The sequence below is a fragment of the Jiulongibacter sediminis genome (assembly GCF_001306455.1).
GTDB lineage: Bacteria > Bacteroidota > Bacteroidia > Cytophagales > Spirosomataceae > Jiulongibacter > Jiulongibacter sediminis.
On the sequence record NZ_LGTQ01000009.1, the window covers coordinates 463,192 to 488,161 of the forward strand.

The following is a 24,970-nucleotide window of genomic DNA, read 5'->3' on the forward strand; positions in this document are numbered from 1 at the left end:
CGCTTACAAATGTAAGCGGCCCATTTAAAAGTTAAAGTTTCAATTCATCTGAAGGATTTTAAATTCTGTTCTTCTGTTAGCCTGGTGCTGTTTTTCAGAACACGGTACACCGTCTACACAGCCGTTGGTGATTTGTGATTCACCGTAACCTCTGTATTCAACACGATTTCTGCTAATGCCTCTTTTGAAAAGGTACTCGGCAGACTCTTTGGCTCTGCCATCAGAAAGACGTTGGTTAAAGTCGGCAGGGCTACGGCTGTCGGTATGAGACGATAGCTCAATCTTCATACCTGGATACTCACGTAATACCTGAACAAGTTTATCAAGTCCAACCTGTGCGTCAGGTCGAATATTGCATTTGCCATAGTCAAAGTAAATGTTCTCAATCCTTACCACATCACCGGTACCGAACATGTAGAGGTCTCTACGCTCTCCTCCGTTATCGCAGTTCAGTTTCGTAATTGTTACATTATCTGAAGCCAGATTAGCTTTGGTGCCTGAAATGGTATAGTCACAGTCTTCAACTGCAATAAATTCAAAGTAGCCGGAAACATCTGTGTAGGCAGTTTGAGTTGTTCCATCACAAGCGTTGAGCAAAGAAACCAACACGCCGTCTATTGGGTTGGTTGTACCCTGAGCTAACACACGGCCAGAAATAGTACATGTGCCATTATTGGAGAAACCACTTTCAGAAAGTCCATCTTCTGGTCTTTCCAGTCCAATGCCGCTTGTACCTGTATCTCCGTTATCAGGCAATGTGGCATCGAGGTCATTTCCCTGAACCACTTCAACAGGAGCACTCAAAGGAATTTCAATTCTCGTGGCTTCATTCCCACAATTCTCTGTAATAAAGCTTACCGTGTTTGCCGTGTATCCGTCACGGGTAGCTCTGAAAGTATACTCGTTATTTTCAGCAAGGTTTTTCAAAATCAGGCTTCCATCACTGTTGGTCGTAGCCTCATTCAACTCTCCGCTGGCATCACCATAAGTGATGGTTACGTTATCTAAAGGCATTTTTGTTTCAGCATCATATACAGCGAGAATCAGATCACAGCCTTCCTGTAGTTCACATTGTCTTTCAAAACTGTAGATATCATCATCGTCTCCACCTCTTTTTCTGTTTGAGCTGAAATATCCTTTTTGTCTCAAACCATTGGTAACCATTCCAAAATCATCTTTGCTTGAGTTGATCGGCATTCCAAGATTTATTGGGGTTCCATGAACTTCAGTGCCTGAAAGCTGTGCAAAGAAGATGTCAAGACCTCCGGCTCCCGGAAGGCCTTCAGAAGAAAAGTAAAGGTTTCCGTTCTCGTCAACAAATGGGAACATTTCATTCCCCTTGGTGTTAATGGCAGGCCCAAGATTGATAGGCTGAGACCAGTTACCATTTTCAAGTCTCGAGGCATAAATATCGGTGCCCCCAAAACCTCCCGGCATGTCTGAAGCGAAAAAGAGCAGTGATTCGTCATCATTGAGAGCAGGATGCCCCGTTGAGTACTCATCACTGTTAAATGGAAGCTCGGAGATATTCCCCCATCCGTCTTTTTCTGCAGTGGCTAAGTAAAGTTTCAATTTGTTTATACCGTCAGAGCTTTCGCCGCTTTTGCCTTTAACGAAGTTATTTCTCGTAAAAATGACTCTTTGACCATCTTTGAAAAATGCTGTAGGGCCTTCATGATATTTTGAATTAATAGAACCACTGAATTTCTCTGATTCAGTAACCGGCGTATCTCCATAGCCGTAACCCAGATTAATATTGGCTCCACCGTAAGAGCCAATGGTTTTGGAGTCATTGGCAGTAGGAGCAGTGTATTCGTCAGAACCTACAAAACCGATTTTCTTTTTGCGACCTTTTCCTGAATTATCGGCCGGAGTACTGCCACCTAAACCTGCTGATGAGCTTCCTAATTCTCCGATATCTTCAAGGAAGAAAAGGTCAAGAAATGGTGTTTCGCTCCATCTGAAAACTCTTTTAACACCAGCCATGTTGCTTCGGTTTGAAACGAACACCAGACCGTTCTGATAGTAAGACGGGCTGAAGTCAGCAGCCGTTGTATTAATTGAAAGGTAATCTATTGTATAACAGTTGGCATTTCTGGAAAGTACCGAGATGTCTTCATACAGCTGAGAAAAGGCTGAACCTCTGGGATCATTTTTTACCTTTTCGTTGTATTGCTCATACATGCTTTGTGATTCGCTGTATTTACCATTACTGGCCAGGACCTGGGCATATTTGAGGTAAACATTATTATTCTCACCTGAAAGCTCTGTACCGGCACCCAGCAAGTCCCTAAAAACGCGTTCAGCATTCTGAGTGTCTTTGACTTTACAATAGCTGTCTGCAAGTTGAATACGGGCCATAGTGGCCTCATCTCCTGAAAGATCTTTTTCAAGAGCCCTTTCATAAGCTTCAATTGCTTTAATAAAAGATAGGTTATCGTAATGGTGCTCTGCCATTTTTAGCAGCGATTGCTGAGCTATGGAGCTGAAGGAAATCAACATTCCAAAGAAAATGGCAAGCGTTATTTTTTGAGTCCTGACAAACATGATATACTATTTTTTTGACCTATTGTAAAGGTTGATTGTATGGTTGAGTCCTTAGAAGTAACGCGGAGTAAGTATTTTATCCTTACCATACCCAAACTCATATCTGAGCAGTCCTTCGTGTGTCGGTGTGCCCGTTAGTCTGTTTGAGAATTTCTCAGTATTTCTATTGTTCAATGTAGTGGTATTATAATCGTAAGAATACCCTACTCTTAATTGCGGCGTGAGCTGAAGCTCAAAAATACCCACAATAGCATCCATTACTTCCTGTCCGCTCAAAGTAGCCTGAGATTTTCTGGCCGAAACACCAAAGGCAATTTTATCCCGTAACCAAATGTTGATGTTACCGTCAATTCCTAAAGGAGCACCTTTGGTGTACCTGAACATCATGGATGGTTTGACCTTTACATTGCCTTTACCCATCACAAAACCCATCATCGCAAAGTAGTGTCTTTTTTGTTTTGTGATAAACTGCTCGCCACCAATCTCATATTGAGAAAGATTATTCTCTATGATTTTTGGAACAGAGAATCCAAAGTAGCTTCTGTCATTGCTGATGAAGATACCGAGACCGGCATTAGGGAAAAGCTTATTCACATCACTTGTACCATCAAACACCTCATCACCTGAGGCCACATTCGCCACATTTGAAAGATTATTACTGATATGGTCTAAGCCTAACTGTGCTCCCAAAGCCAATGTAGTTTTGGAACCGAGCTTTACCCTGTACGCGTACGGGATATTAATACCGGTAGTACGGCTAACACCAATGGCATCTGAGTACGCCATCAGGCCAATCCCCATTTTCTCATTCTTTACCGGCATATCCAGAGTAAAGGAGTAAGTAGTGGGAGAGCCTGGTACGCCAATCCACTGGTAACGGCCAAGGGCGGTAAGGCTGAGTACATCCCGGCTGCCGGCGTAAGACGGATTAATGGCCAGCGTGTTAAACATGTACTGAGAATACATTACTTCCTGCTGAGCCATAGATTGTAGTGATACAACTAAACCAACAAGAAGTAAGGCTATTTTTCCTGATAATAGTTTTAGACCTCTCATGTTATTCATTTTCGTATACGATTCAAATTCAGTGTCAGACTGCTTATAAGTAGTAATCAGACTTACAAGTTGCTTATTTTTATTCATTTTTAAAAGCCGGATGATCTGATAGTCAGAGCCATCCGGCCATTTTCTTTCCTATTTTCTTGTACCACCAGATATGGTGATGAAATTGTAATATGGCTTACCATCAAACAATTCAACATTTGTACTTTCCGCAGTGTAGAAGTAAGTTCCATCAGGAAGCTTAGAATCTTCTTTTTCTACTCTTATACCGGTGTTTGCCGTACCGTTCCAACCATCATTGGCACCAGGGTAGAGGAGCTTATAGTTTTCAGTTATGAAGACCAGCTCACCCCATCTGTTGAAGATTTTAAATCTCACATCATCATCAGCTGTGATACCTTCAATCACCAGGTTATCATTGAGACCATCACCGTTTGGTGAAATACCACCCGGAATAAGCACTGCTACATTCGGGTTAGATGTGTTCTCACCAGTTTTTAGTGTTAGTGGCGTAGGCACGTTATTGTTGCCTGGATTATTGTCTGCATCAGAGTCAGGATTTAGACCTGCATTAGATTTATCCGTCACAATTTCAGAACCGTCGCTGGCTGAGCCATACACTGTGTTGTTATACGTAATGGCCTGAGAGCTGTTGTTTCTTACTTTCACCTTGAATGTAAGTGTATCACTTTCTCCTGCCGCCAAACTACTACTGTCGGCAACCAGCATATTCAAGTCGGTGATTCCGTCAAAGGCTGCATTCACTTTTAGTGAGGCATTCGCATCGACAACGGTCGGAGGAACGATCAGTACGAAGTCTGTGCTATCATCAAATACATGTGACAATGAATCTGTCAACTGAATATTTGTTAGGGCATTACTACCATAGTTTTTCACAATAACAGTGTATGTAACCTGATAGCTTCCATCAACTATTGATACCGTATCAGTAACAGCCTTGGCAATACCCAAAGGTGTCGTATTCTCCGGCTCAACAACAGTACCGAAATCAATCAGAGTCGGTATTGTGTTGTTAAATGGTGTACCATCAGAGTCAGGATCAGGGTTAGTGCCTGTTGTAGACTGATCATCGGTTGAAGTACCGTTATGATAGCCTATGGCCAGTGCCATATTCTCATATTTACTGGTATCTGCCTCTGTGAGATCTACTCGGGTAAACAATGAAACCATTTTGGTCGTGTTCACTGCCAAAGTACTGGTGCTGTCAACCAAAAGATCAATCAATAGTCCTTTTCCGGTGAAGTTTTCGTTGACGGTCAATCCTTCTGACGCATCAAAGACTCTTACACTGTCAATGGCAACCTTATCTCCGAAAGTAAGAGCCAGGTTATCCTGAATCTGCACTCCTGTGAAGTCAATTTTACCATAGTTTTTCAATGTGAAGTTGAACACGACGTCAAACTTATTTCCTTCTACATTCTCAATGCTCACCAACTCTTTAGCGATACCGATAATGTCATCAGGTAGGTTATTGAAGTTCAGGACAGTCGGAGCTTCGCCCACCGGATCAGGATTTACACCGTCATTGGAGATGTCAGAAACTTCTGAACCACCTGCTGACGTAGCCATCACAGTCACATTTTTCCTGAACGGACCGTTATTACTATTCAGTGTCAGGTTGATTGTCCAGCTAATTGTATCTGTTTTACCAGGTGCAAGAGTACTGTTAGTGCTATCAAGGATGCAAACGTTATTGATTCCGTCGTAGTTGCTATCAATGGTAAGCGTACTTCCTGAATTCACGGAAGGAGCACTTTTTAATAACACTGCCACCGGTGCACCGAAGTCTGCTGTAAGCGAATCACACAATCTCACATTGCTCAGGTTAACATTACCACAGTTTCTGATGATTGCTTTATAGGTAACATCAACAGACCCATTCTCTTGAGTTGTAACTTCTGCTGCATACAATGCAGAGCCTATACAAGGCGTCTGAACAGACTGCGTATTTTCAATATTGATCTCCAGAATTGTCGGCTGACTACCCGGAGTATCAGGGTTGTAACCTGTGTTGGAAACATCAACTACAGATTCCGTGCTGCTATCTTCCAGAGCTCCGGTTCCCTGTGCAGTTGCCTGATTAGAGAACTCTGTTTTATCATTAGGCTGCACATTAACCGTGAACCAGATAGTATCAGCAACCCCAATGGCAAGTGTACTTCCTGTAAGAGTTAATGCGTCATCTGTGTCGCCATCATAATTAGTATTGATTTGCAATGTACTTCCGGCATTGGCTGTTGGTACACCTACCATTGAATAAGTGATAGGAGATACATAAGTTTCAGACAATGCATCTTTTACAATTACATCATACAGGTCAAGAGCACCGTTGTTTTTCACAATAGCCTGATAAGTAACATTGAGAGACTCATCAGCTTGCCTTACGGTATCAATGATCGCCAGAGCAATTCCAATACTAGGTGTTTTGAATAATCTTACAGAGGTTGGTGTGGCATCAGTCCGGTCAACAATCAGACCGTCGTTAGAAACATCAGAAACCTCAGATGTAGTACCGAAAATGGTCTCAGCTACGCCTGTCACGTAAGAATTACCATCAAACGGACCTTTATCTCCGTTAGGAACCACATTAATCACCCATGTCACTGTATCAATATCAGAAGGCTGTAGAGAACTACCCGTATTGATCAGAATGTTCTGATCAGAATTACCATTGAACGAGGAATTCGCTACCAGAGCAGAACCACTGTTTACGGTAGGCTGCTGAATCATAGTGTACGTAGCGGTGGTGCCAAACATGGTTAGCATGTCAAGCGTAAGGCTTACACCACTTAACTCGGCGTTACCACAATTTTCAACCAGTGAGGTGAAGGTAACGTTATAACTTCCGTTCTCCTGTTGTTCTTCCACAGCATCCAGAGCTGTAGCAATGCAGATTTCAAGACATGTAGAACATTCTACATCAAATCTGCTGATGTTGTTGATCTTAATCGGATCAGTCTGATCTACAGCAATGATTTTAGCAATATTACTGATAACCCCGGATTTGGTGATTTTACCTGTGTAAACGAAGGTTTCCGTGGCATTTACAGCCATTGATGGAATGGTCGCAATCAAATAATTATTACTCAAAGTCAATCCAGGAGTATTTCCCACTATTTCAATTCCTAATGGAATTTCATTTTCAATAGCCACATTGGTAGCTACGTTGGGTCCATTATTGGTTACAGTGATAGTATAAACCACCTCGTCACCTATAGTAACTTCTGAAGCATTGCCGACGATCACGATACCCACTTCAGCGTCTTCCTCGTTGGTTTCACAGCTATTGATAACCACTGTTACCTGAGAAGGATTGCTGTAGCAGCCTGTTGTTGATTTCTCAAACAAGTAGTATGTACCCGCTGGCATTGCTGAAACATTTGAGAGCATTGGCGAACTTGGAGTCATTCCAGTATGGAATACAAACTCACCACCGTTAGTCTCAGGCGTGCTGTTAATAGCTGCTTCCAGATCAACTGAAGTGGCCGGGCAGGTATTGCTTACCATGTCGCTGATTGATGGAGAAGTGATAGTGCTAGAAGTAGTTACTGTAAATACATCTGAGCTTAAAGAGGCACAGCCTTCACTATTGAACACCCTCACGGTATACTCACCAGGCGTCTTTACTGTGATTGATTTAGTAGTGTCACCAGTGCTCCATAGGTATTCTGTTGCGGTTTCGTTCGCTGTCAGAATTACTGAGTCACCAAGACAAATATTCGGAGACTTATCAGAACTGATAGTTGGCTTGATAGTCACTCCATTTATTGTCAATGTTACCGAAGACGTAGCAGCTTCACAAGAGCCGGATCCGTCTGGATCATTCGTTGTTAGTGTCAGTACCACCGAACCATTGGTTACGTCGTCAAGCGAGTAGAAGTATCTGGTTTGCGGCGAAGTGCTGTTCTCGAACGTTCCGCTACCTGAAGTTGTCCATGTTCCTGCCTGAGCGGCCCCACCAATACTTCCATTTAAGGTGTAGAAGTCAGAGCTTAGACAAATGGTGCTATCTGAACCTGCGTTTGCTGTGGCAGGATCAAGAGAGCAGTCAAGAGGGTTTTCACAAGCTATAATAGCAACATCAATTTGAGCTCCAGGGCTGTAGCATCCGTTATTTCCTTTTTCAAAGACGTAGAAAGTGCCGCTACTAGCTATAGCCGATGCGTTTGTCACCGCAGGTGAGTTTGGCGAATTTCCAGTACGGAACACAAAAGTACCTCCGGAAACCGGAGAGCTTGTCACCCCGTTAGCAAGATTAACAGTTTCTACCGGACAGGTATTTGTTAATGTGCTTACAGTAGGAGCTTGTATACTGTTAGCTGAAACACCTATGGTAACCACATTAGATGTTTCACTTTCACAAGTAGAGCCTTTACAAATTGCTGAGTAGCTTGTCATGGTTATAGGTGATACTGTAATGACAGATCCAGTCTGACCATCAGACCAAACAACTGTGCCTACACAGCCGGCAGCTTCCAGGGTTGTTGAAGCTCCAAGACAAATCAAAGTATTATCGCAGCTAACCTGAGGAGGGAAAGGATTGCCAACATTAATCGTTGCAGGAGCGGAAATCTCACTCTCACAAGAACCAATCATACAGGTTGCAGTATATATTGTAGTTGCGGTAGGAGCAACAGTAATAGAAGATCCTGTTTCTCCAGTACTCCATTTTACTGTACCCTCGCAGCCAAGTCCATTTAGAACCAATGAATCGCCCGGACATATTCTCGATGCACTGCAGCTAATAACCGGAGCATTTGGCGAAGTGATGACATCCACCTCAACTGGGCTAGAGTTTCCACTGGAACATCCTCCAACCTGGCATATTGCTGTATAAACCGTTTTAGTAGTAGGAGAAACAGTAATGCTTGCTCCTGTCATTCCGTTTGACCAGACTACTGTTCCTGAACAGCTGCTTGCCGTAATTGTAACCGTAGAACCTGAGCAAACTGTTGAACCGCTTGCCGTAATAGTTGGTGTTGATAGCGTACCAACGTTAACGGTGACAGTGTTTGAATTTCCACTTACACAAGAACCGCCGCTGCTACATGTTGCAGTAAAGGTTGTGGTTTGTGAAACATTCACAGTAATAGAGGTGCCGGTCATTCCATTTGACCACGCCACAGTTCCGGTACATCCTGAAGCTGTCAAGGTTACATCGGCAGGCTCACAGATGTCTGTAGCAGAAGCAGAAATGGTAGGTGCAATGCCATCTGTTACATTTATTGTAACATTTGAGGTGCTCACACAAATATTTCCACATGATACTGTATAATTGGTTGTCACCGTTGGTGTTACCGTGATCGAGCTTCCTGACTGACCAGTGCTCCAAACAATATTCTGATTACAGTTATCAACGGATAATGTTACTGTCTCACCTGAACAAATATTATTATCTGATGCAGTGATATTTGGAGTGGTTCCGGAACCTACACTTACAGTTTGACTTGCACTACCAGAACAGCTACCTGATCCGCAGAGAACAGTGTAGGTGGTAGAGTTCGTAGGTGAAACGGTAATACTTGGGGTAGTTTCTCCTGTACTCCATGAAATACCACCTGAGCAATTGCTTACTGTAAGTGTTGAGCTTTCCCCATTACAAATAGTATCAACGGACGCCACTATGGTTGGAGTTTGACCTGTACCAACAGTAATTGCCTGAGTGGCTGTTGCCGAACATCCAACTGTACTCGTACAGATCACAGAGTAGGATGTCGTCATCGCCGGACTTACAGTTATACTTGCGGTAGACTGACCTGTGTTCCAGGTGATGCTACCAGAACAGTTGCTCGCTGAGAGGGTTACACTCTCACCAGAACATATCGTTGTTTTGCTCGCAGAAATAGTTGGAATTGGCAGTGAATTAACAACTATTACCAACTGATTAGACGGAGCACTTTCACATGTATTTACCAAACACGTTGCAGTGTATGTTGTATTGCTTTCCGGACTTACAGTTATAGAAGTTCCGGTGGTACCATTTGACCAGTGAACCGTTCCGTTGCATCCTATGGCGTTTAATACCGTAGACTCACCAAGACAGATATAAGCATTATTGGTAGAAATTACCGGGGTAGATGGGTTACAATCATCCGTCACTGTGATGCTTACCGAATCATCATCATCCTCATTTGCTCCGGTGCCATTATTAGGTGTAGAGTCTGTATCATCCTGATCAGAAGCTGTTACCTGAGCGTAATTGACAATTGTGCCCGATCCGGTAACGGTGGCAGAAATTGTAAACTGAACAGTTTCGCCTGAAGGGATACTGGCAAACTGTGCCGTAACAGTTCCTGAAGCGAACGATGAGTTCGTAGATGAAATGAATGTTAATCCGGCAGGAATCACATCCTGAACTTCAACATTCGTAGCGTCATCAGGCCCGTCATTTGTTACTCTGATAGTGTAGCTGATAAGGTCTCCGGTAGCCGGAGTATTATTGCTTACCAGTTTCTGAAGTCTTAAATCTGAAACAGGATCCGGTCCAATAACATTGATAATCTCATCGTCATCATCATCTTCGTTATTGGTTGCACTGTTTCCAGGTGTTGAGTCAACGTCAGTTTGATCTGCACTCTTCACTTGAGCTACATTCACAATACTTCCTGAAGTTGCCATAACTCTCGCAACATATGTCAGAGTTCTTGTTTGATTTACTCCAATGCTGGCAAAACTGCTAGTCAGTGTGCCATTATTATTGGTAAAGTTCGTACTGGATACAAAACTCAGACCTGAAGGTAAGATATCCTCAATAACTACATTGGTGGCCACATCTGGTCCGGCGTTCGATACTGAGATCGTATAGGTGACCAGATCATCAGGTTCAACATTTCTGTTGTCCGCAATTTTGATCAGACTAAGGTCAATAAATTCTTCACAAGGCTTTTCAATGATTGTTGTTATAGCTGCATTACTGAAACAGCCCGCAGCTGATTTTTCAAACAAATAGTACAAGCCTGCACCTACGGCAGTTGGATTACTCACCAATGGCGAGGATGGGTCATTAGCCGTATGCCACTCAAAAGTGCTTCCCGGAATACTCACCGGATTAAGGATATGATCATTCAGGTTGATTGTTTCACCTGAGCATACCTCAACTGGCGTACTACATGTTGGAGTACCCGGAATTGCATTTACCACCACAGTGACAGGAACTCTCACGTTAGGACAACCAGGAGTACCTACCGAAGTTAATTCTCCATAGTATGTCGTCGTGGTAGTTGGGTTGACTTCAAATTCAACTCCGCTGGCGGAAGTCCCAAATGGTGCACCTCCGGAAGATGAGTAATACCAGGCGATGCTGGCATCGTTTGAAGAAGTCGCCGAGAAAGAGGCGTAGTCACCCACACAAATGTTAGTGTTTAAAGCCGTGATAGCCGTAATTTCATAACACTGGCTGTCAAGATAGAAGCCGGCATCAATGGTTTGATCGTATTCACCTGCGGAGAGGTTAACAATGTGTGATGCTCCGGTGATAGGATCGGCGTCACTATCCAGAGCGTCATCACCACCTTGATTATCATTGGTTGCGGTGTATCCGCTTGGTTGTCCAAAGACAACTACATAGTCTCCGGTAGCCAGATTGTCGAAAGCATAGAATCCGTTAGCATCTGTGGTAGTGCTGGCCACAAAAGCACCATTTGGTCTTTCAAGCGTTACTAAAACACCGTTTATACCCGGTTCTCCCGTGTCCTGAATACCATCCTGATCCAGGTCTTCCCATACGAAGTTACCAAGGCTGGCTTGCTCAGAGATTGTGAACACGGCACTGTCCTGATCATCTTCGGATGGTATGTTATTATCTGGAGTTGAATCAACATCCGTGACCTCTTCACCATTTGGTCCTTTATCATCCGTGATTTCAGCCACATTTGAGTAAGAACCACTAGCGGTATTAGGATCAATAGCGAATGTAATATTGATTTCCTGACTTGTACCCGGTGCAAGGCTCAATAAAGCCGTATAGGTGGCGGCAGACGCACCATTCATATTCCAGTTACCATCAGCCAAAGTAAGGCCTGCAGGGAACCTGTCGGTAATTTCCACGCCGTTGGCTAATACATTTCCATTATTAAATACATTGATCGAGAATGTAATGGAATCACCCGGATAGAAAGGCCCGGCAGTTTCAATAGCTTTATTGATAGCAAGGTCAAAGTTCTGAGGTGCCTCCACAGTGATGTCTTCATAATCATGATCATCTTCATCACCACCATTTTTCCCGTCCTGATTAATCTCATCATTAGTACTGGCTCCATCGTTACTACTATCAGAATCAGGAGTGGAGTCAATGTCAGTTTGGTCAGATCCTCCGGGACCTTTTGCTGAAGAGATCTCAGCAATATTTCTTATTGTTTGACCTTCAAATCCTGCATCGATCGTGAAAGAAATTTGAACAGTTGTTTGTGTACCGGCCGCCAGACTGATCTGATTGTTATAGGTAGCTGTATTGGCTCCGGCCATTGACCAGTTGTTATTTGCAACTAAAGTCAGGCCTGCAGGCACATAATCAACAAGATTAACAAATGTGGCAAGAACATCGCCTTGGTTAATTACATCGATATCATAAGTAACAACCTGACCAGACTGATATGGAGCTGGAGTTCCCAGTGTTTTTCTTAGTGCAAGGTCGAAAGTAGCCTGAGGAGTAATTGTAATTACTTCTGAGTCATGGTCATCTTCGGAAGGAGCATCAGAGTTGATGTTATCCGGTGTTGAGTCAATATCTGTAACAGGGTCTCCGTTTGAGTCAAGTGCAGCTGAGATTTCAGCACTATTAACAATAGAGCCAATAGCACTTCCGTCTATACTGAATGTAATGTTTACTGTGGTGGAGTTGCCTGCTGCAAGCGACAATAAGCTATTATAGGTCAATTTACCCGGTGAAGTCTCCGCCCAATTGATATCAGACAAAGTTAGTCCGGCTGGTATGTAATCAGTAATTTCAATACCAATGGCATCGATATTTCCTTCATTGATTACCTGAATTGCATAAGTAATGTTATCACCCGGTTCAAAAGGAGCAGAGGATATTACGTTTTTGGTTAACGCCAAGTCAAATACAGGAGCAGGCTGAGCAGTGATAGTGTCAGAATCATGATCATCTTCAGCATCAGGGTCAGTATTTGAAGTGTCTGGTGTAGAGTCAATATCGGTTACATCTTCCCCGATTGGTCCTTTTGCTGAGGCAATTTCAGCAGCATTCTCAATTAAACCTGAACCGGTAACAGTATAGGTAATATAGATTAATGTGTCATTCCCGGCAGAGAGAGTTAGCGGAGAATTCAGTTCAGCATTGCCTGTAATACCGTTTTCTGTCCAGTTTGCGTCAGTCAAAGTCAGTCCGGCCGGAGTATAATCTACGAGATTAATTTGTGTTGCATTCTGATTACCTTGATTTGAAACAGTTAAACCATAGGTAATCGTTTGCCCCACGTAATAGGGCCCTGAGATTACGATTGATTTTGAAAGAGCAAGATCAAAGACAAAGTTTTGTGTTTCAACAACGAAACTTTCGAAATCGTGGTCGTCTTCATCACCTCCATTTTTCCCGTCTTGATTGATTTCGTCATTAATGGAAGTTCCGTCATTCGTTCTATCTTCATCAGGGGTAGAGTCAACATCAGTGATATCTTCTCCATTGGGTCCTTTAGTTGATGCAATTTCAGCTTCATTTCTTATCGTTCCTGAGGCATCTGTATTGATTTGATAAGTAGCCGTAATAGTTGTGGAATCACCCGCTGCTAAACTAATATTCGGAATGTATCTTAAGGTATCGCCACTTTGTGCCCAGTTGTTAGTTACATTCAGGAAGGTCAGCCCGGATGGAACATAATCACTAACCTGTACAAAGTTGGCATCCAGATTTCCCTGATTGTAAACTTCAATTTCGAATGTAATCACATCACCAGGATTGTAAGGTCCGGCTGTTTGAAGTCTCTTCGTTAAAGCGAGGTCAAACACCTGTGGCTCAGGAAGAACAGTAAAGACCTCGATATCGTGATCATCCTCGTCACCACCATTTTTGCCATCTTCGTCCACAGTATCGTTTGATACCGGGCCATCGTTATCAATAGTATCGTCTGGTGTCGAATCAATATCAGTAACATCCACTCCAGCCGGGCCTTTGGCAGACGTGATTTCTGCCGCATTGGTAACGTCACCGGCAAAGCCGCTGCCAACTATAAATGTTACCTCAACATTTTCAGAAGATCCTACAGCTACACTTAATAAGTTATTATATCTGGCTATATCGCCATCAGCCGTCCAGTTATTGGCCTCTAACAAGGTTAAGCCGGCCGGAGTGTAGTCGGCAATAGAAACCTGAGTAGCCAGAATATTTCCTTGGTTAATAACTTCAAGATTGAAGATCACACTATCACCTGCCACAAACGGACCAGCAGAAACCAAAGTTTTTCTCAATGCCAGGTCAAAATATACAGGGATAATACCAGCATCCACCGTATAGTTGTTTCTGTTGATGTCAACTGTTGGTCTGGTGTTGCCTAGGGAATCAAGAACATCGATGGTTACAATTTGAGTAAATCCATTTATCCCGGCATCTGAGTCAAGATCATCAGTGGTATTATCCTGAGCGGTAAAGTTTCTCCCATTTGGAGCGATAAACTGTACCTGATAATCTCCGTCCGTTAAAGAGTCAAAATGGTATAGACCGTTAGAATCTGTAAAAGTTGAATCAAGCAATGTACCTGAACCATTGTATAAATAAACCGTTACACCGGCAATTGCCGGTTCACCTGAATCCTGAATGCCATCTTCATTGGTGTCTTCCCAAACATAATTTCCGATTTCACCGTATGGGCCTTCTTCAATCATAATGGCACAACAGCCCGTGGCCGGACAGGTAGAAACAGCTGTTTCAAATGTAAAATCTCCAGGTCCTGAAATTGTTAAGGATGAGTCCGGATTTACCGTAGCACCTTCAGTTCCTGCCGTAACGGCTACCCCATTTTTATACCAAATAATTCCTGAACCTGAGTTATATGGTGCAGGAATGCTAACTGTGTATTCATCTCCCGGATACCAGAATATGGGTACTGAGAAACATGTGGAGGAAATATCATCCTCCTGAAGAAGATTGTTGGCCGGGTTTGAGTCAATATCATTCTGATCAGCCGCCATAACCTGAGAGACATTGAAGAAAACTCCTCTTGCGGCTACGTCAGCCGTAACCTCCAACAACACTGAATCCTGACCTGCCAAAGAGGCTACATCCCAGGTGATGATTCCATTTACTGGGTTATATACTGCTGTACCTGTTGCTGCGTTTGTACCAACATTTGTTATTGCTCCTAAAGGTAACTGGCTCTGAACCTGCACGCCTGTGGCTTGAAGAGTACCCTCATTTACCAAATAAAGGGAATATGTTATCTGATCTCCAATTGACGGTACAGAGTTATCAATATCCTGTCTTACTGCCAAATCAATGTCCTGAGCTGAGAGAATACCTGAAGAAAGACCGATAAGCGTGACTATGGAAGCGGCCAGTTTAGAAAGTATCTTTGGAAACAATAAGATTGATGATCTCATAATGTCTGGTGACTTTGTAGTAGATGTCTGTGGATTTATTGACGTTCCAATTTTGTGAGAACAGCTACTACAAAAAGACCAGCTTTTGTTTTCAGACAGTCCGAGCTTCGTGCTTGAGGTCAGTTTTCGACCAAGCCCTGCAGTCGACTTCAAAGAAGTCGAATCGTCCTGAATGATTGGGGTCTGTATTGTAGAGGTTCTTACCATATGCGTTTTTTTTGTCCTGCACCTTGAACTTAACTAAATCGGTGCCCAAAAAACAGTTTCATGCTTCCACTCTTTACGGGTTGGAACATTCAAATGGTAAAGAACTAAAATTGTGCCAAAGGGAAGAGCAGTATCCGTTTAATAAATCAAGCAGCAGTGGTAGTGTATAAGTGGCTGGCTATCAATTATTTAAATTGGTGACTATTTTTGAGTCTCTTACCTGATTATCAAGGTTTTTGGCGTTTGATAACCCAAAAAATCAGGAGTTTCCTGTAACTCTAAAACTGTGCCAAGATTTCAAACTTTTTGTTTCATTGGGACAGACCAAACGCTTATTTATCACTATAAAGGCGAAGTTGATCAGAAATCATGACCCAGAGACAGGTAAAATTTTCCAGGGCCTACTTCTTTGTTTTCAAGCCCAAAACCGTAGTCCGCTTTTATGTAAAAACCGAGCAATGTGGTTCGGACCCCAGCACCGTATCCGATGAGGAAAGGATTCTTAAAATTGGTGACCACGGCGTAGAAGGGATTGCCATCTCCAACCACCTGAGTATTGAGGCTGTTCTGTCTGCTCCATGGTCCTTTATTACCGTTCCAGGATGTTCCAATATCATTGAACAAAACTAACTTTAGATTCCTGATGACACTTGAAGTGATTGAGTTCTGCGGGAAATATCGGGCCAATGAGAGTCTCAATTCAATATTAGTCAGAAGGTGATTTGTACCATAAAGTTTTCCAAAATCAAAGCCTCTCAGGTTGCCGGGATAATTATAGAAAGTTATATCCCTTAAATCTCCGGGTTCACCTGGAATTTGCCCGGGCGTAGGGTAGATGTTTCGATTGAGGGTATTCTCCATTCCGCCAAGGAAGGTGTATTTCGGGCTTTGACCCATTGACTTTCCATAGCTCAGTCGTCCAGCCAGCTGAATACCTTTCAGAATAGGTTGGTAATGTCTGACATCAACGCTCAAACGGTTGAAGTTTTGGTTTTGCCCTGCAAAACTCACATTACCCTGTAAATCTGCCCTTGCTCGTGTTCCGTCCAGAAAACCATCAGAAGTCTTTTGAGTGGTGTTATCGTAGATTAATGAAGTCTTTAAACCGGCATAAGTCGTGTTCAGCGATTGACGGCTTAACTCGACATGGTCAATATCATTATTAAAGAACAATGATGGCGTGAACTCAAGCCTGATATTGTTGCTCATTGGATAATGCATATGAGCCTGTAATTCATGAAGAAGGATTCTTCTGTTTATAGAGGCATCAGGAAGTAAAATCTGAAGGGGTCTGAAAAGATAAAATTGTTTTGGGTGAATATCATCCAATTGGATGGATCTGCGTTTGAAGCTAAAACCCCAGTCTACCCTCTTTTCATAGTTCATGTAGCTTGCACCCATATCATGGTTCTGAACGCTTGGAGTAATAAAAAGGTCAAACTTAATCACATGATTTTCCAGTAGGTCATTAATCGCAATAGAGTTTGCCATTCCCAAACGACGAACAGGATCATTATAAAAACTTGTCTTGAGGTCTTGAGCCAGAAGTAGATTTTCATAACGTTTCGGTGAGGAAATCTTAAGTTCCTCGGGGTCACGGTTTAATCTGTTTCTGTTGAACGTACTACTATGCTCTTCCTCGGCCTGAACAATAGTTTCCTTGGCTTCCAGAACATTGACTTCATCAAACTCATAATGCTCAGTGTCAATTTCATTGTCCTTTAAATTTTCAAGTTTCGGGACATCATTGAGCGATAACGGGGTTGGTATTTCTGGCTCCTGAATGGCTTCTGTTTTTGCAACAACCGAACCGTTTTGGTAAAAACTTTTCCATTCATCAACAAACCTTTTGAAAGAAACGCCTAAGGTGCTGGTAATACTGCTTTGCTCAGTTCTGATAATTCTGGTGAGGTTCAGAATATTTGAAATGTTGTCTCTTCCGTAGCGGGTGGCGATATAGTGCCATATGGATTGACCAATAAGTTCGGCATCCGGTCCGGTGATACTACTAATTTTTTTATCGGCATGCCGGGCCATTACCTCTCTAAGTCTGGCTATAGACTCCTGACTCATGCCTTCTTGCGAAATGTATGCGGAAATACCTCTTATGTACCATTCAGGCACTGTTAATAAAAGAGAGCTTTGCAAGACTTCTTTCAAGGAGCCTCCATAGAGCATGTCATAAACAAACAGACCTGAAATTTCTTTGACTAAGGCCTGATGAAAAGTGCTGTCATTCCCAGTGTAAGGAATTTCTATTCTGGATCTGGAGAGATTGAGGATGCCGCCGTCATAAAGAATCGGGCTCGTAAGACCAATATTACTTTGAGACAACTGTGTCTCACTGTTGTAGAGGAAAATCTTCATGGTAGTAAAGGGTGTATAACCCAGTACCTCCGTTATTTTTCTATATTCGCTTTCGGCTATTTTTGCCGCTTTACGTGCAATATCTTCTCCTCCGCGGTAGTAATTAAATTCAAAATTGTTGCTGTTGATCGTTCTCCAATCAAGCCTGCGGAGCTGTAGTCTGTTTTGCCCGAACTCTTTTTGAGTAATACCGTAGTATCCTTGCGAAAAAACGCTAACACTGGTGAGCAAAAAAAGTAAACTATAAATGCTTCTCATATATCCTCCGGGAACGTACAGGTTTCTAATATAACGCATTAAGCCTGTCAATGGTTGTCTCTGTATTAATTTCTTTTCCGTCTAGAAGATGGTCGGCAAAATTGGCCGCCAAATAGGGAGCCAGAGAGACACCTTTAGTGCCCAAGCCATTGAAAATTCCAAGCGATGGAAATTCGGGGTGCAAGCCTGCAAAAGGTCGACGGTCTTTTGTGGCGGGCCTAACCCCGGCTTTTTGATCAATAACCTCAAACTGAACAGTCAAAAATTGACGAATTCCATCTTCAATTTGTTGTTTACCTTCTTCAGAGTTACGGTCGTTAAGTTCGTGCCAAACATATGTAGCCCCTGCCTTGAAAGTGCTACCCTCTAAGGGCATAAGCCATTTACCCTGATTAATAATTTGCGGGGGTAGTTTAGTATTTAGTTTAATATCTAAAGTTTCTCCTTTTACAGGATTGAAAGGCAGGTTTTTGAAGAAAGGATTTCGAATCGCATGAAAGCCTTCACAGAATATAATGTATTGATAGTCATTTCCTTTGTAGGATATTGTGCTTTCCTGAATTTCAATAGATTTATAATCAAATTCCTCATTTGAGATACTTCGAAGCTTATCGAAATAACCTTTCGAAGCATCCAGGAATTTTTCAACATCGAGTCTTCCACATTGCTCTGTCAAAACACCGCCAAGTGGGTTCAAGACTTTGCCTTGGAGTTCTGTTTGTGGTGGAATGATTTTACAATATTTCTCAATCTGATGCTTGGGGATTAACTTTTCAAACTGAGCCTTTTGTTGCTCATTCTTGAATGGCCGGTAAATTGGAATTTCATATAGGAAAATTTCTCCAGTCAGATTCTCTATTTCCCGGTAAAAATTGAACAAGTATGGGTATAGCTCATCCGCTAACCAGGTTTTGGCCAGATGCTTTCCGGTGACGGGATTAAACATCCCACCAGCCACTCTTGAAGAGCTGGGTAAAGCAGGGTTATCAATAATACTTATAGAAGCTCCTTTTTTAAGTAATTGGTAGGCCAGAGTGGTTCCAGCCAGACCCTGCCCTACAATCAGGAAATCAATCATTATCAGCGGAATTCAGTTTATGGGCCGTTGCCTCATCTGCAAGAATACAAACAAGTTCAATCTGCTCTTCGAGAGTCATGTGAGAAGTATCAATAATTTCAGCGTCAGGCACCTGAATTAATGGGCTTTCTTTTCTGGTTGAGTCCAAGTAATCCCTCTTTTTGAGATTCTCTAAAATATCTTCAAAGCTCATCAAATCTCCCTTTTCCATAAGTTCAGCTTGTCTGCGATGAGCACGAACCACGGGATCAGCAGTCATAAAGATTTTGAGTTCAGCATCCGGGAAAACCACAGAACCGATATCGCGGCCATCCATAACCACGCCTTTTTTCTGCCCCATTTTGCGTTGCTGGGCCACCATAGCATGACGCACCTGTGGCAGAGCACTCACCTCGCTAACTTTATTAGCGATATATAATTTCCTGATCTCGTTTTCAACCGAAACACCATTCAGAACCGTTAGGCTTTTACCCAATTTATCTTTTCTGAACTCGATGTCAATAGCATCCAGAGCTTCTTCAATTTCTTTATCATTTGACAAAGAGATGTGATGATTGTGAAAATAGAGCGTTACTGCACGGTACATTGCTCCCGTGTCTATGTAAGTATAATCTAAGCGTGAGGCTGCACCTTTGGCGGTCGAAGATTTTCCGCAGCTGGAGTGCCCGTCAATGGCGATAATGATTTTGTTCATATGGAGGTCGGTTTGTACAAAAGTACAAAGAGCCCCCTGAATAAAAACAAAAGCCGGGCTCGTTTGAGACCGGCTTTGTTGAATATCATAAATTGATGGATTACATCATAGAAACAACTGAAAGGTCAAGCTCTACATCGTCAGAGATAACCATATCCTTCATAGGTACATCAAAGCTTACATCGTACTGCTTACGATCAAAAGTCATATTACCTTTAATGTTTACCACACCGTCAACAGCATGAATTTCTACATTTTCAACTTTTTCAGGATGGGTAATTCCTCTGATTGTAAGATCGCCCATTACCGTTGTACCCTCAGATCCTGTGATAACAAAAGTAGCTGTTGGGTGATTTTCAACATCAAAAAAATCAGGAGATGAAAGGTGTCCTACCAATTTCTCTCTTGTTTGCTCCTCATTATAAGCTGAATCAGTTGGGACAATATTAGCAAGATCCACAGTGAAAGAACCTCCGGTAATTGCACCATCGGTTACCTCAATGGTTCCATTTTGAAGTGCTACAGTTCCTGTATGCTCTTTAACACCTAACATTACGCCTTTCCAACTAACCTCGCTGGCTTCAGCACTGATTTCGTGTGAACCGTCTGACAGGGTTACTACTTCATCGGCAACCTCATCTGTTTCAGATTCTGTTGAGCTTGTACATGCGTAGAATGCTGTGCTGGCCAAAGCAGCAAGGGCTAAAACTTTGATTTTCTTCATTTTCTTGTCTTTTAAAATTTGTTTACGCTGCATCTTATTAAATGTAGATACATACAATGAGCGAAACAGAAACAGGTGGAGAATAGTTTTCTCGTCGGTTATTTTTTTAAGAAAATTTTAATCTTTTTCAGAATACCTTCAAAATCATCAGGGTGAAACCATTCAAAAAGGTCTTGATTTTTAAACCAGGTCAATTGTCTTTTGGCATATCTTCTGGAATTTCTTTTGACAAGCTCGGCAGCCTCTTCAAAATTTAGATCACCATCTAAGTACCCGTAAATTTCTCTGTATCCAACGGTTTGTAATGCATTCTTGTGTCGGTACTTTTCTAAGGATCTGACTTCTTCGATGAGTCCTGCATTGAGCATCAAATCGACCCGAAGATTTATTCTTTCATAAAGCTCTTTTCGGGGTCTCTCCAAAGCAATTTTTAAAATATCAAAATCTCTTTCTTTGGCTGTATTTTGATGCCATGATGAAAATGGTCTTTTTGTGAACTTTGAAACTTCTAAAGCTCTGAGCACCCGTTGACTATTTGAAAGATCAGCAGTTTTACAATATTCCGGGTCAAGTTGTTTTAGCTCTTCAATTAATGAATCTATTCCTTCAGTTTGTCGTCTTGAGACTAATTCATCTCTTAATTCCTTTGGGATGTCTGGTATAGGGTCAAAACCATGTGTGACCGCTTTGGCAAACAGACCGGATCCCCCCGTAAGTATTGCGGTATTATTTTGTGAGAAGTAAGTATCAAGTTCGTTGATCATCTCCTGCTCAAAATCAGAAACAGTGTAATTTTCTTCGATACTTTTGTTGTTGATAAAATGGTGTTTGACAGCAGCTAACTCTTCAGGTCTCGGTTTGGCTGTGCCGATACTCATCTCTTGATAAAACTGGCGTGAGTCGCAACTGAAGATATCGCAGCTGAGCTTTTGAGCTAAACGAATACAAAGATCAGTTTTGCCAACCGCTGTAGGACCTACGATTAAAACCAGCTTATTTTTGCTCACCTGTTGACTGAAAAAATTGTAAATTTAACACACGAAAATAGGTAATTGTAGGCCTATTACTCAATTTTAAACTAAATGGAATCCATCTTATTTATACTTGCTTTGGCTATCGGGGGTATTGCCACCTGGCAGATCTTTAGTTGGCGACACGGCTTAAAGAAAAAGAAACACCAGGAAATGCTAAAGGTAGAGTCAAATGTACTCCTGGAGCGAATTGAAAAGGTTTTTAAGGTTGTTTTGGCTGAAGGTTACTTCACTGAGATTTATGATCACAATAGTCGAAAGAATTTCTGGGGTTTGTTTGAGTCCAATAAGAAAGCATTGATCGTAGCTAAAGCTCGGGTGGCTATGGGTTTTGATTTTTCAAAGTTACAATGGCGGGTTGATGGCAATAAGAAGAAGGTGATTATTGAGTTTTTCCCGGAAGCCGAAGTTCTCTCTATAGACCCCGAATATAAATTTTACGACATAGATCAGGGCTGGCTACACAAATTTAAGAATGATGATTATACCCTAATTATCAATGAGGCACGTGAACTGATGCTCCAAAAAGCTCTGGAAAGTGACTTGCCGGATAGTGCCAATAAACAACTTAAAGTGATGATGCAGCAGCTGGCGGCTTCGATGAACTGGGAGATGGAAATTGGAAAAAGCGGTGGCAGAAAAAAGAGTCTTTCTGAGACGGTGAAAGGTTTATTGAACTAGAAAAACTACCTTTGTGGCCAAATTAAATTTCAGCTAATGGCACTTCAGGAAGAGTTTGAAAGTCAAGGCAATTTTTTGTTTCGTTACCGCAGTTATTTCCCTCTCATTTTTCTGATTGTAGCCACAGTTGTCTTTGTTTTGGAAGTCGAAAAGGAAAACCATTGGCTTCTGAATCCTAATTATTGGTTTTTTTCACTAGGTGTTGGTTTTTTTGGTTTGCTCATTCGGGTTTTTACGGTGGGTTTTACGCCCAAAAATACATCTGGCCGGAATACGGCAGAGGGTCAGGTAGCCGATGAACTTAATCAAACCGGTATCTATTCACTGGTGCGTCACCCGCTGTACGTAGGCAATTATTTCATGTGGCTTGCAGTCGCTATGCTTACGGCAAATCTTTGGTTTATTGTGGCCTTTACACTTTTCTACTGGGTTTATTATGAGCGTATCATGTACGCTGAAGAAGCTTTTTTGAGAAGAAAATTCGGCCAGGCCTACCTTAGCTGGGCCGAGAATAAACCTGCTTTTGTGCCTAAACTTTCTGGTTTTGTTAAGCCGAAATACCCGTTTAGTCTGAAGAAAGTTTTAAAGAAAGAGAAGAATGGTATTGCGGCCCTTTTTGGACTATTTTGGCTTTTTGATTTTCTCAAAAATTATACCGCCACTTGTGAGCTTTCGGTGGTTCAAAATTTCTGGTTCTACGGTTTTGTCGGCAGTATGATTTTCTATTTGATTTTCAAAGTACTGAAGAGGACCAGTTTACTGGAAGACGGTCGTTAAAAAGTAATCGAAAAAGACCTGAGTGCCCTGCCCGTTTGGCAAATCATTATAACTCATTTCTATCCGGGCTCCGCCTTGTTCATTAAACAGTTGAAGTCGCTTTGCAGTGATTTCCGAACCCATCGAAATACGACTGTTATTTTGCTCACTTTTGAGCTTTTCATTGGCTTTACGACCAATTCCGTTATCGCTGATAATAATTCTCAGATGATTTTGATCAACTCTTTTTACCGCGACATGGATAACCTTAGTTTTCTGCTTTGAGGTTTGTAAACCGTGCCAAATAGCATTCTCTGCCACAGGCTGTAGAAGCATGGGTGGGAAGCTGATTTCTGAGAGGTCAAGGCCTTTTTCTATATCTATTGTAAAATCAAGAGGAGTATCCAGCCGGTCAGATTCTGATTGAATGTAGAGCTGTAAAGTTTCGAGTTCTTCGTCTAAGTTTATTGTCTTTTTTTGTGTTTGCTGGAGTATGGTTCGCACCAATTTTGAGAATCTTGAGAGGTAATCTATGGCCTTTTCATTCTGATCTTTCATCACCAGATTCCTGATGCTATTAAGGCTATTGAAAACAAAATGAGGGTTCATTTGACTACGCAGAGCCAGCATTTCTGTTTCCAAAATGGCTTTTTCAGTTTTGAGTACTTTTTCCTGATCCTCTTTTTGTTTTTGAGCCATGGCAAAGGCAAATACGCCGATTTCAAGTAACATGGCAAAAGGCAAGGTGAAGAGATGATCAAGAGGCCCCGGCCAATACATCAGGTCAAAAATATCTTTTACCCAGGCAATGCATGCAAAAAAGATAAGAAGTCCATTCCCTATTAAAATGTATTTTAGAAGAGCATTTTGCCGATAATTTCTTGCCAGATGGATTAGGAAACCCACATAGAAAATCAGGACAGGGATACGGGTGTAAATCTTGATCCAGTCAAAAGCCGCATTATTATTGTGGGTTATCAGAAAGGTGAAAATTAATAACCCTGTGATAAAGAGAGCGACCATTATTTTGCGAATAAACCGATAAGTTTTTAGCGAAGCTGTTTGAATATTCATAAGCTCAGCGGCAAAGCCGAAATAGGCACCAAGGCCTGCCCAGAAAAAGAGCTCCCCACCAAATTTATAAAGTGCCGGAATCAGCTGGAAAAACTGACCGACATAAGTATAACCCCGACTCTGAAAAAGGGAATAGAAGAGGCCGGCTAAAACATATAAAAAGTAGAATAAAAAAAGCTGATTACCTCTGTTTCTGATCAGGAAAAAGAGGCAGATAATGGTCATTAAAATTAAAGCCCCCTGATATAGGTTTCTTATTTGTAATTCATTGATATTGTGGCTGTAGTAATGAGCAAGGCTGGTCATCATTTGCTCTGTCTTTCCTACTGAGAATCTGGGATATGCGGTATTTTTGGGAAGCCATTTAATAAAAGGAAAATAACCTTCGACCGGAGGGATTTCGACGAAAACTTCAGCAACTTTTCCGTAGGGTAAATCAAAGGTGTCGTAGCCAATATATTGCTCCCCTGAAAGTTGATAGCCAGGTACCATTTCGCCAATTGTCTTTGTCTTTATCTGGCTATCAATAATGACATGGAAGCGAATAAGATCAATACTGGTATTGGCAAAAAACAATTTTGAATTACCCGGGTCAAGGTTTTCAACAAAAAAGTGAATCCACTGTGTTTTACCGGGAGTGGGTTGAAGTTTGTTTGACCAGAGTTGCCAGCCGTCACTAGTTTGTATGATTTGCTCTAAGGAAATTCCTTTTTCTGTTTCCAAATACGCCTTCTCTAATGAGGAATCAAGTTTGGCGTCAGCATAAAAATGGAGTGTGTCCACTGGCATACTGTATAGCTGAATGGTCTTGAGGAGCAGCAGAAAGAGGACGAGGCGTTTCATCAGACTAAACTTAAGGTGTTTTCCTGAATTCTTTTCCCGATTTTGATTAATGGCTTTTGTATCTGTACCGTTGGTCG

At 42.0% G+C, this 24,970-nt stretch carries 11 protein-coding genes; 2 read left to right on the plus strand and 9 right to left on the minus strand.

The window, feature by feature from the left end; translation table 11 throughout:
- Positions 1-39: 39 nt before the first annotated feature.
- From AFM12_RS12705 to miaA, 8 genes are all read right to left on the minus strand, one after another.
- Positions 40-2,547, minus strand: coding sequence for a carboxypeptidase regulatory-like domain-containing protein (locus tag AFM12_RS12705; protein WP_055148761.1), 2,508 nt, complete (start codon positions 2,545-2,547; stop codon positions 40-42).
- A 51-nt stretch (positions 2,548-2,598) separates the two neighbouring features.
- Complete coding sequence (locus AFM12_RS12710) at positions 2,599-3,690, minus strand: PorP/SprF family type IX secretion system membrane protein (RefSeq protein WP_229308501.1); 1,092 nt, start codon at positions 3,688-3,690, stop codon at positions 2,599-2,601.
- A 51-nt stretch (positions 3,691-3,741) separates the two neighbouring features.
- Positions 3,742-15,180, minus strand: a complete 11,439-nt coding sequence (locus AFM12_RS12715; RefSeq protein WP_165492348.1) for an SdrD B-like domain-containing protein — start codon at positions 15,178-15,180, stop codon at positions 3,742-3,744.
- A 567-nt stretch (positions 15,181-15,747) separates the two neighbouring features.
- Positions 15,748-18,051 carry a BamA/TamA family outer membrane protein gene (locus AFM12_RS12720; protein ID WP_055148765.1) on the minus strand — a complete coding sequence of 768 codons (2,304 nt, stop codon included), beginning with the start codon at positions 18,049-18,051 and terminating at the stop codon, positions 15,748-15,750.
- Positions 18,038-19,090 carry an NAD(P)/FAD-dependent oxidoreductase gene (locus AFM12_RS12725; protein ID WP_055148767.1) on the minus strand — a complete coding sequence of 351 codons (1,053 nt, stop codon included), beginning with the start codon at positions 19,088-19,090 and terminating at the stop codon, positions 18,038-18,040. Before AFM12_RS12725 ends, AFM12_RS12720 begins: the two co-directional genes overlap by 14 nt.
- Entirely contained in the window at positions 19,083-19,784 is a 702-nt protein-coding gene (gene cmk, locus AFM12_RS12730) for a (d)CMP kinase (RefSeq protein WP_055148769.1), read from the minus strand. Before cmk ends, AFM12_RS12725 begins: the two co-directional genes overlap by 8 nt.
- Before the next feature lie 100 nt (positions 19,785-19,884).
- Entirely contained in the window at positions 19,885-20,508 is a 624-nt protein-coding gene (locus AFM12_RS12735; protein ID WP_157687391.1) for a YceI family protein, read from the minus strand.
- Between the two features lie 98 nt (positions 20,509-20,606).
- Complete coding sequence (gene miaA / locus AFM12_RS12740) at positions 20,607-21,515, minus strand: tRNA (adenosine(37)-N6)-dimethylallyltransferase MiaA (protein WP_055148773.1); 909 nt, start codon at positions 21,513-21,515, stop codon at positions 20,607-20,609.
- A 75-nt stretch (positions 21,516-21,590) separates the two neighbouring features.
- Between miaA and AFM12_RS12745 the strand changes: the two genes are divergently transcribed.
- Positions 21,591-22,220 carry a DUF4230 domain-containing protein gene (locus tag AFM12_RS12745; protein WP_055148774.1) on the plus strand — a complete coding sequence of 210 codons (630 nt, stop codon included), beginning with the start codon at positions 21,591-21,593 and terminating at the stop codon, positions 22,218-22,220.
- A 36-nt stretch (positions 22,221-22,256) separates the two neighbouring features.
- Positions 22,257-22,997 (plus strand): methyltransferase family protein, encoded by a 741-nt coding sequence (locus tag AFM12_RS12750; protein ID WP_055148776.1) that lies wholly within the window; start codon positions 22,257-22,259, stop codon positions 22,995-22,997.
- Here the strand turns inward: AFM12_RS12750 and AFM12_RS12755 are convergent.
- Complete coding sequence (locus AFM12_RS12755; protein WP_082391326.1) at positions 22,977-24,893, minus strand: sensor histidine kinase; 1,917 nt, start codon at positions 24,891-24,893, stop codon at positions 22,977-22,979. The genes AFM12_RS12750 and AFM12_RS12755 overlap by 21 nt on opposite strands.
- Positions 24,894-24,970: the final 77 nt, after the last annotated feature.

Coding starts and splice junctions, on each gene's coding strand:
- AFM12_RS12705 (WP_055148761.1), bottom strand. CDS start 2,547: ATGTTTGTCAGGACTCAAAAAATAACGCTTGCCATTTTCTTTGGAATG.
- AFM12_RS12710 (WP_229308501.1), bottom strand. CDS start 3,690: ATGAATAAAAATAAGCAACTTGTAAGTCTGATTACTACTTATAAGCAG.
- AFM12_RS12715 (WP_165492348.1), bottom strand. CDS start 15,180: ATGAGATCATCAATCTTATTGTTTCCAAAGATACTTTCTAAACTGGCC.
- AFM12_RS12720 (WP_055148765.1), bottom strand. CDS start 18,051: ATGCGTTATATTAGAAACCTGTACGTTCCCGGAGGATATATGAGAAGC.
- AFM12_RS12725 (WP_055148767.1), bottom strand. CDS start 19,090: ATGATTGATTTCCTGATTGTAGGGCAGGGTCTGGCTGGAACCACTCTG.
- cmk (WP_055148769.1), bottom strand. CDS start 19,784: ATGAACAAAATCATTATCGCCATTGACGGGCACTCCAGCTGCGGAAAA.
- AFM12_RS12735 (WP_157687391.1), bottom strand. CDS start 20,508: ATGAAGAAAATCAAAGTTTTAGCCCTTGCTGCTTTGGCCAGCACAGCA.
- AFM12_RS12745 (WP_055148774.1), top strand. CDS start 21,591: ATGGAATCCATCTTATTTATACTTGCTTTGGCTATCGGGGGTATTGCC.
- AFM12_RS12750 (WP_055148776.1), top strand. CDS start 22,257: ATGGCACTTCAGGAAGAGTTTGAAAGTCAAGGCAATTTTTTGTTTCGT.
- AFM12_RS12755 (WP_082391326.1), bottom strand. CDS start 24,893: ATGAAACGCCTCGTCCTCTTTCTGCTGCTCCTCAAGACCATTCAGCTA.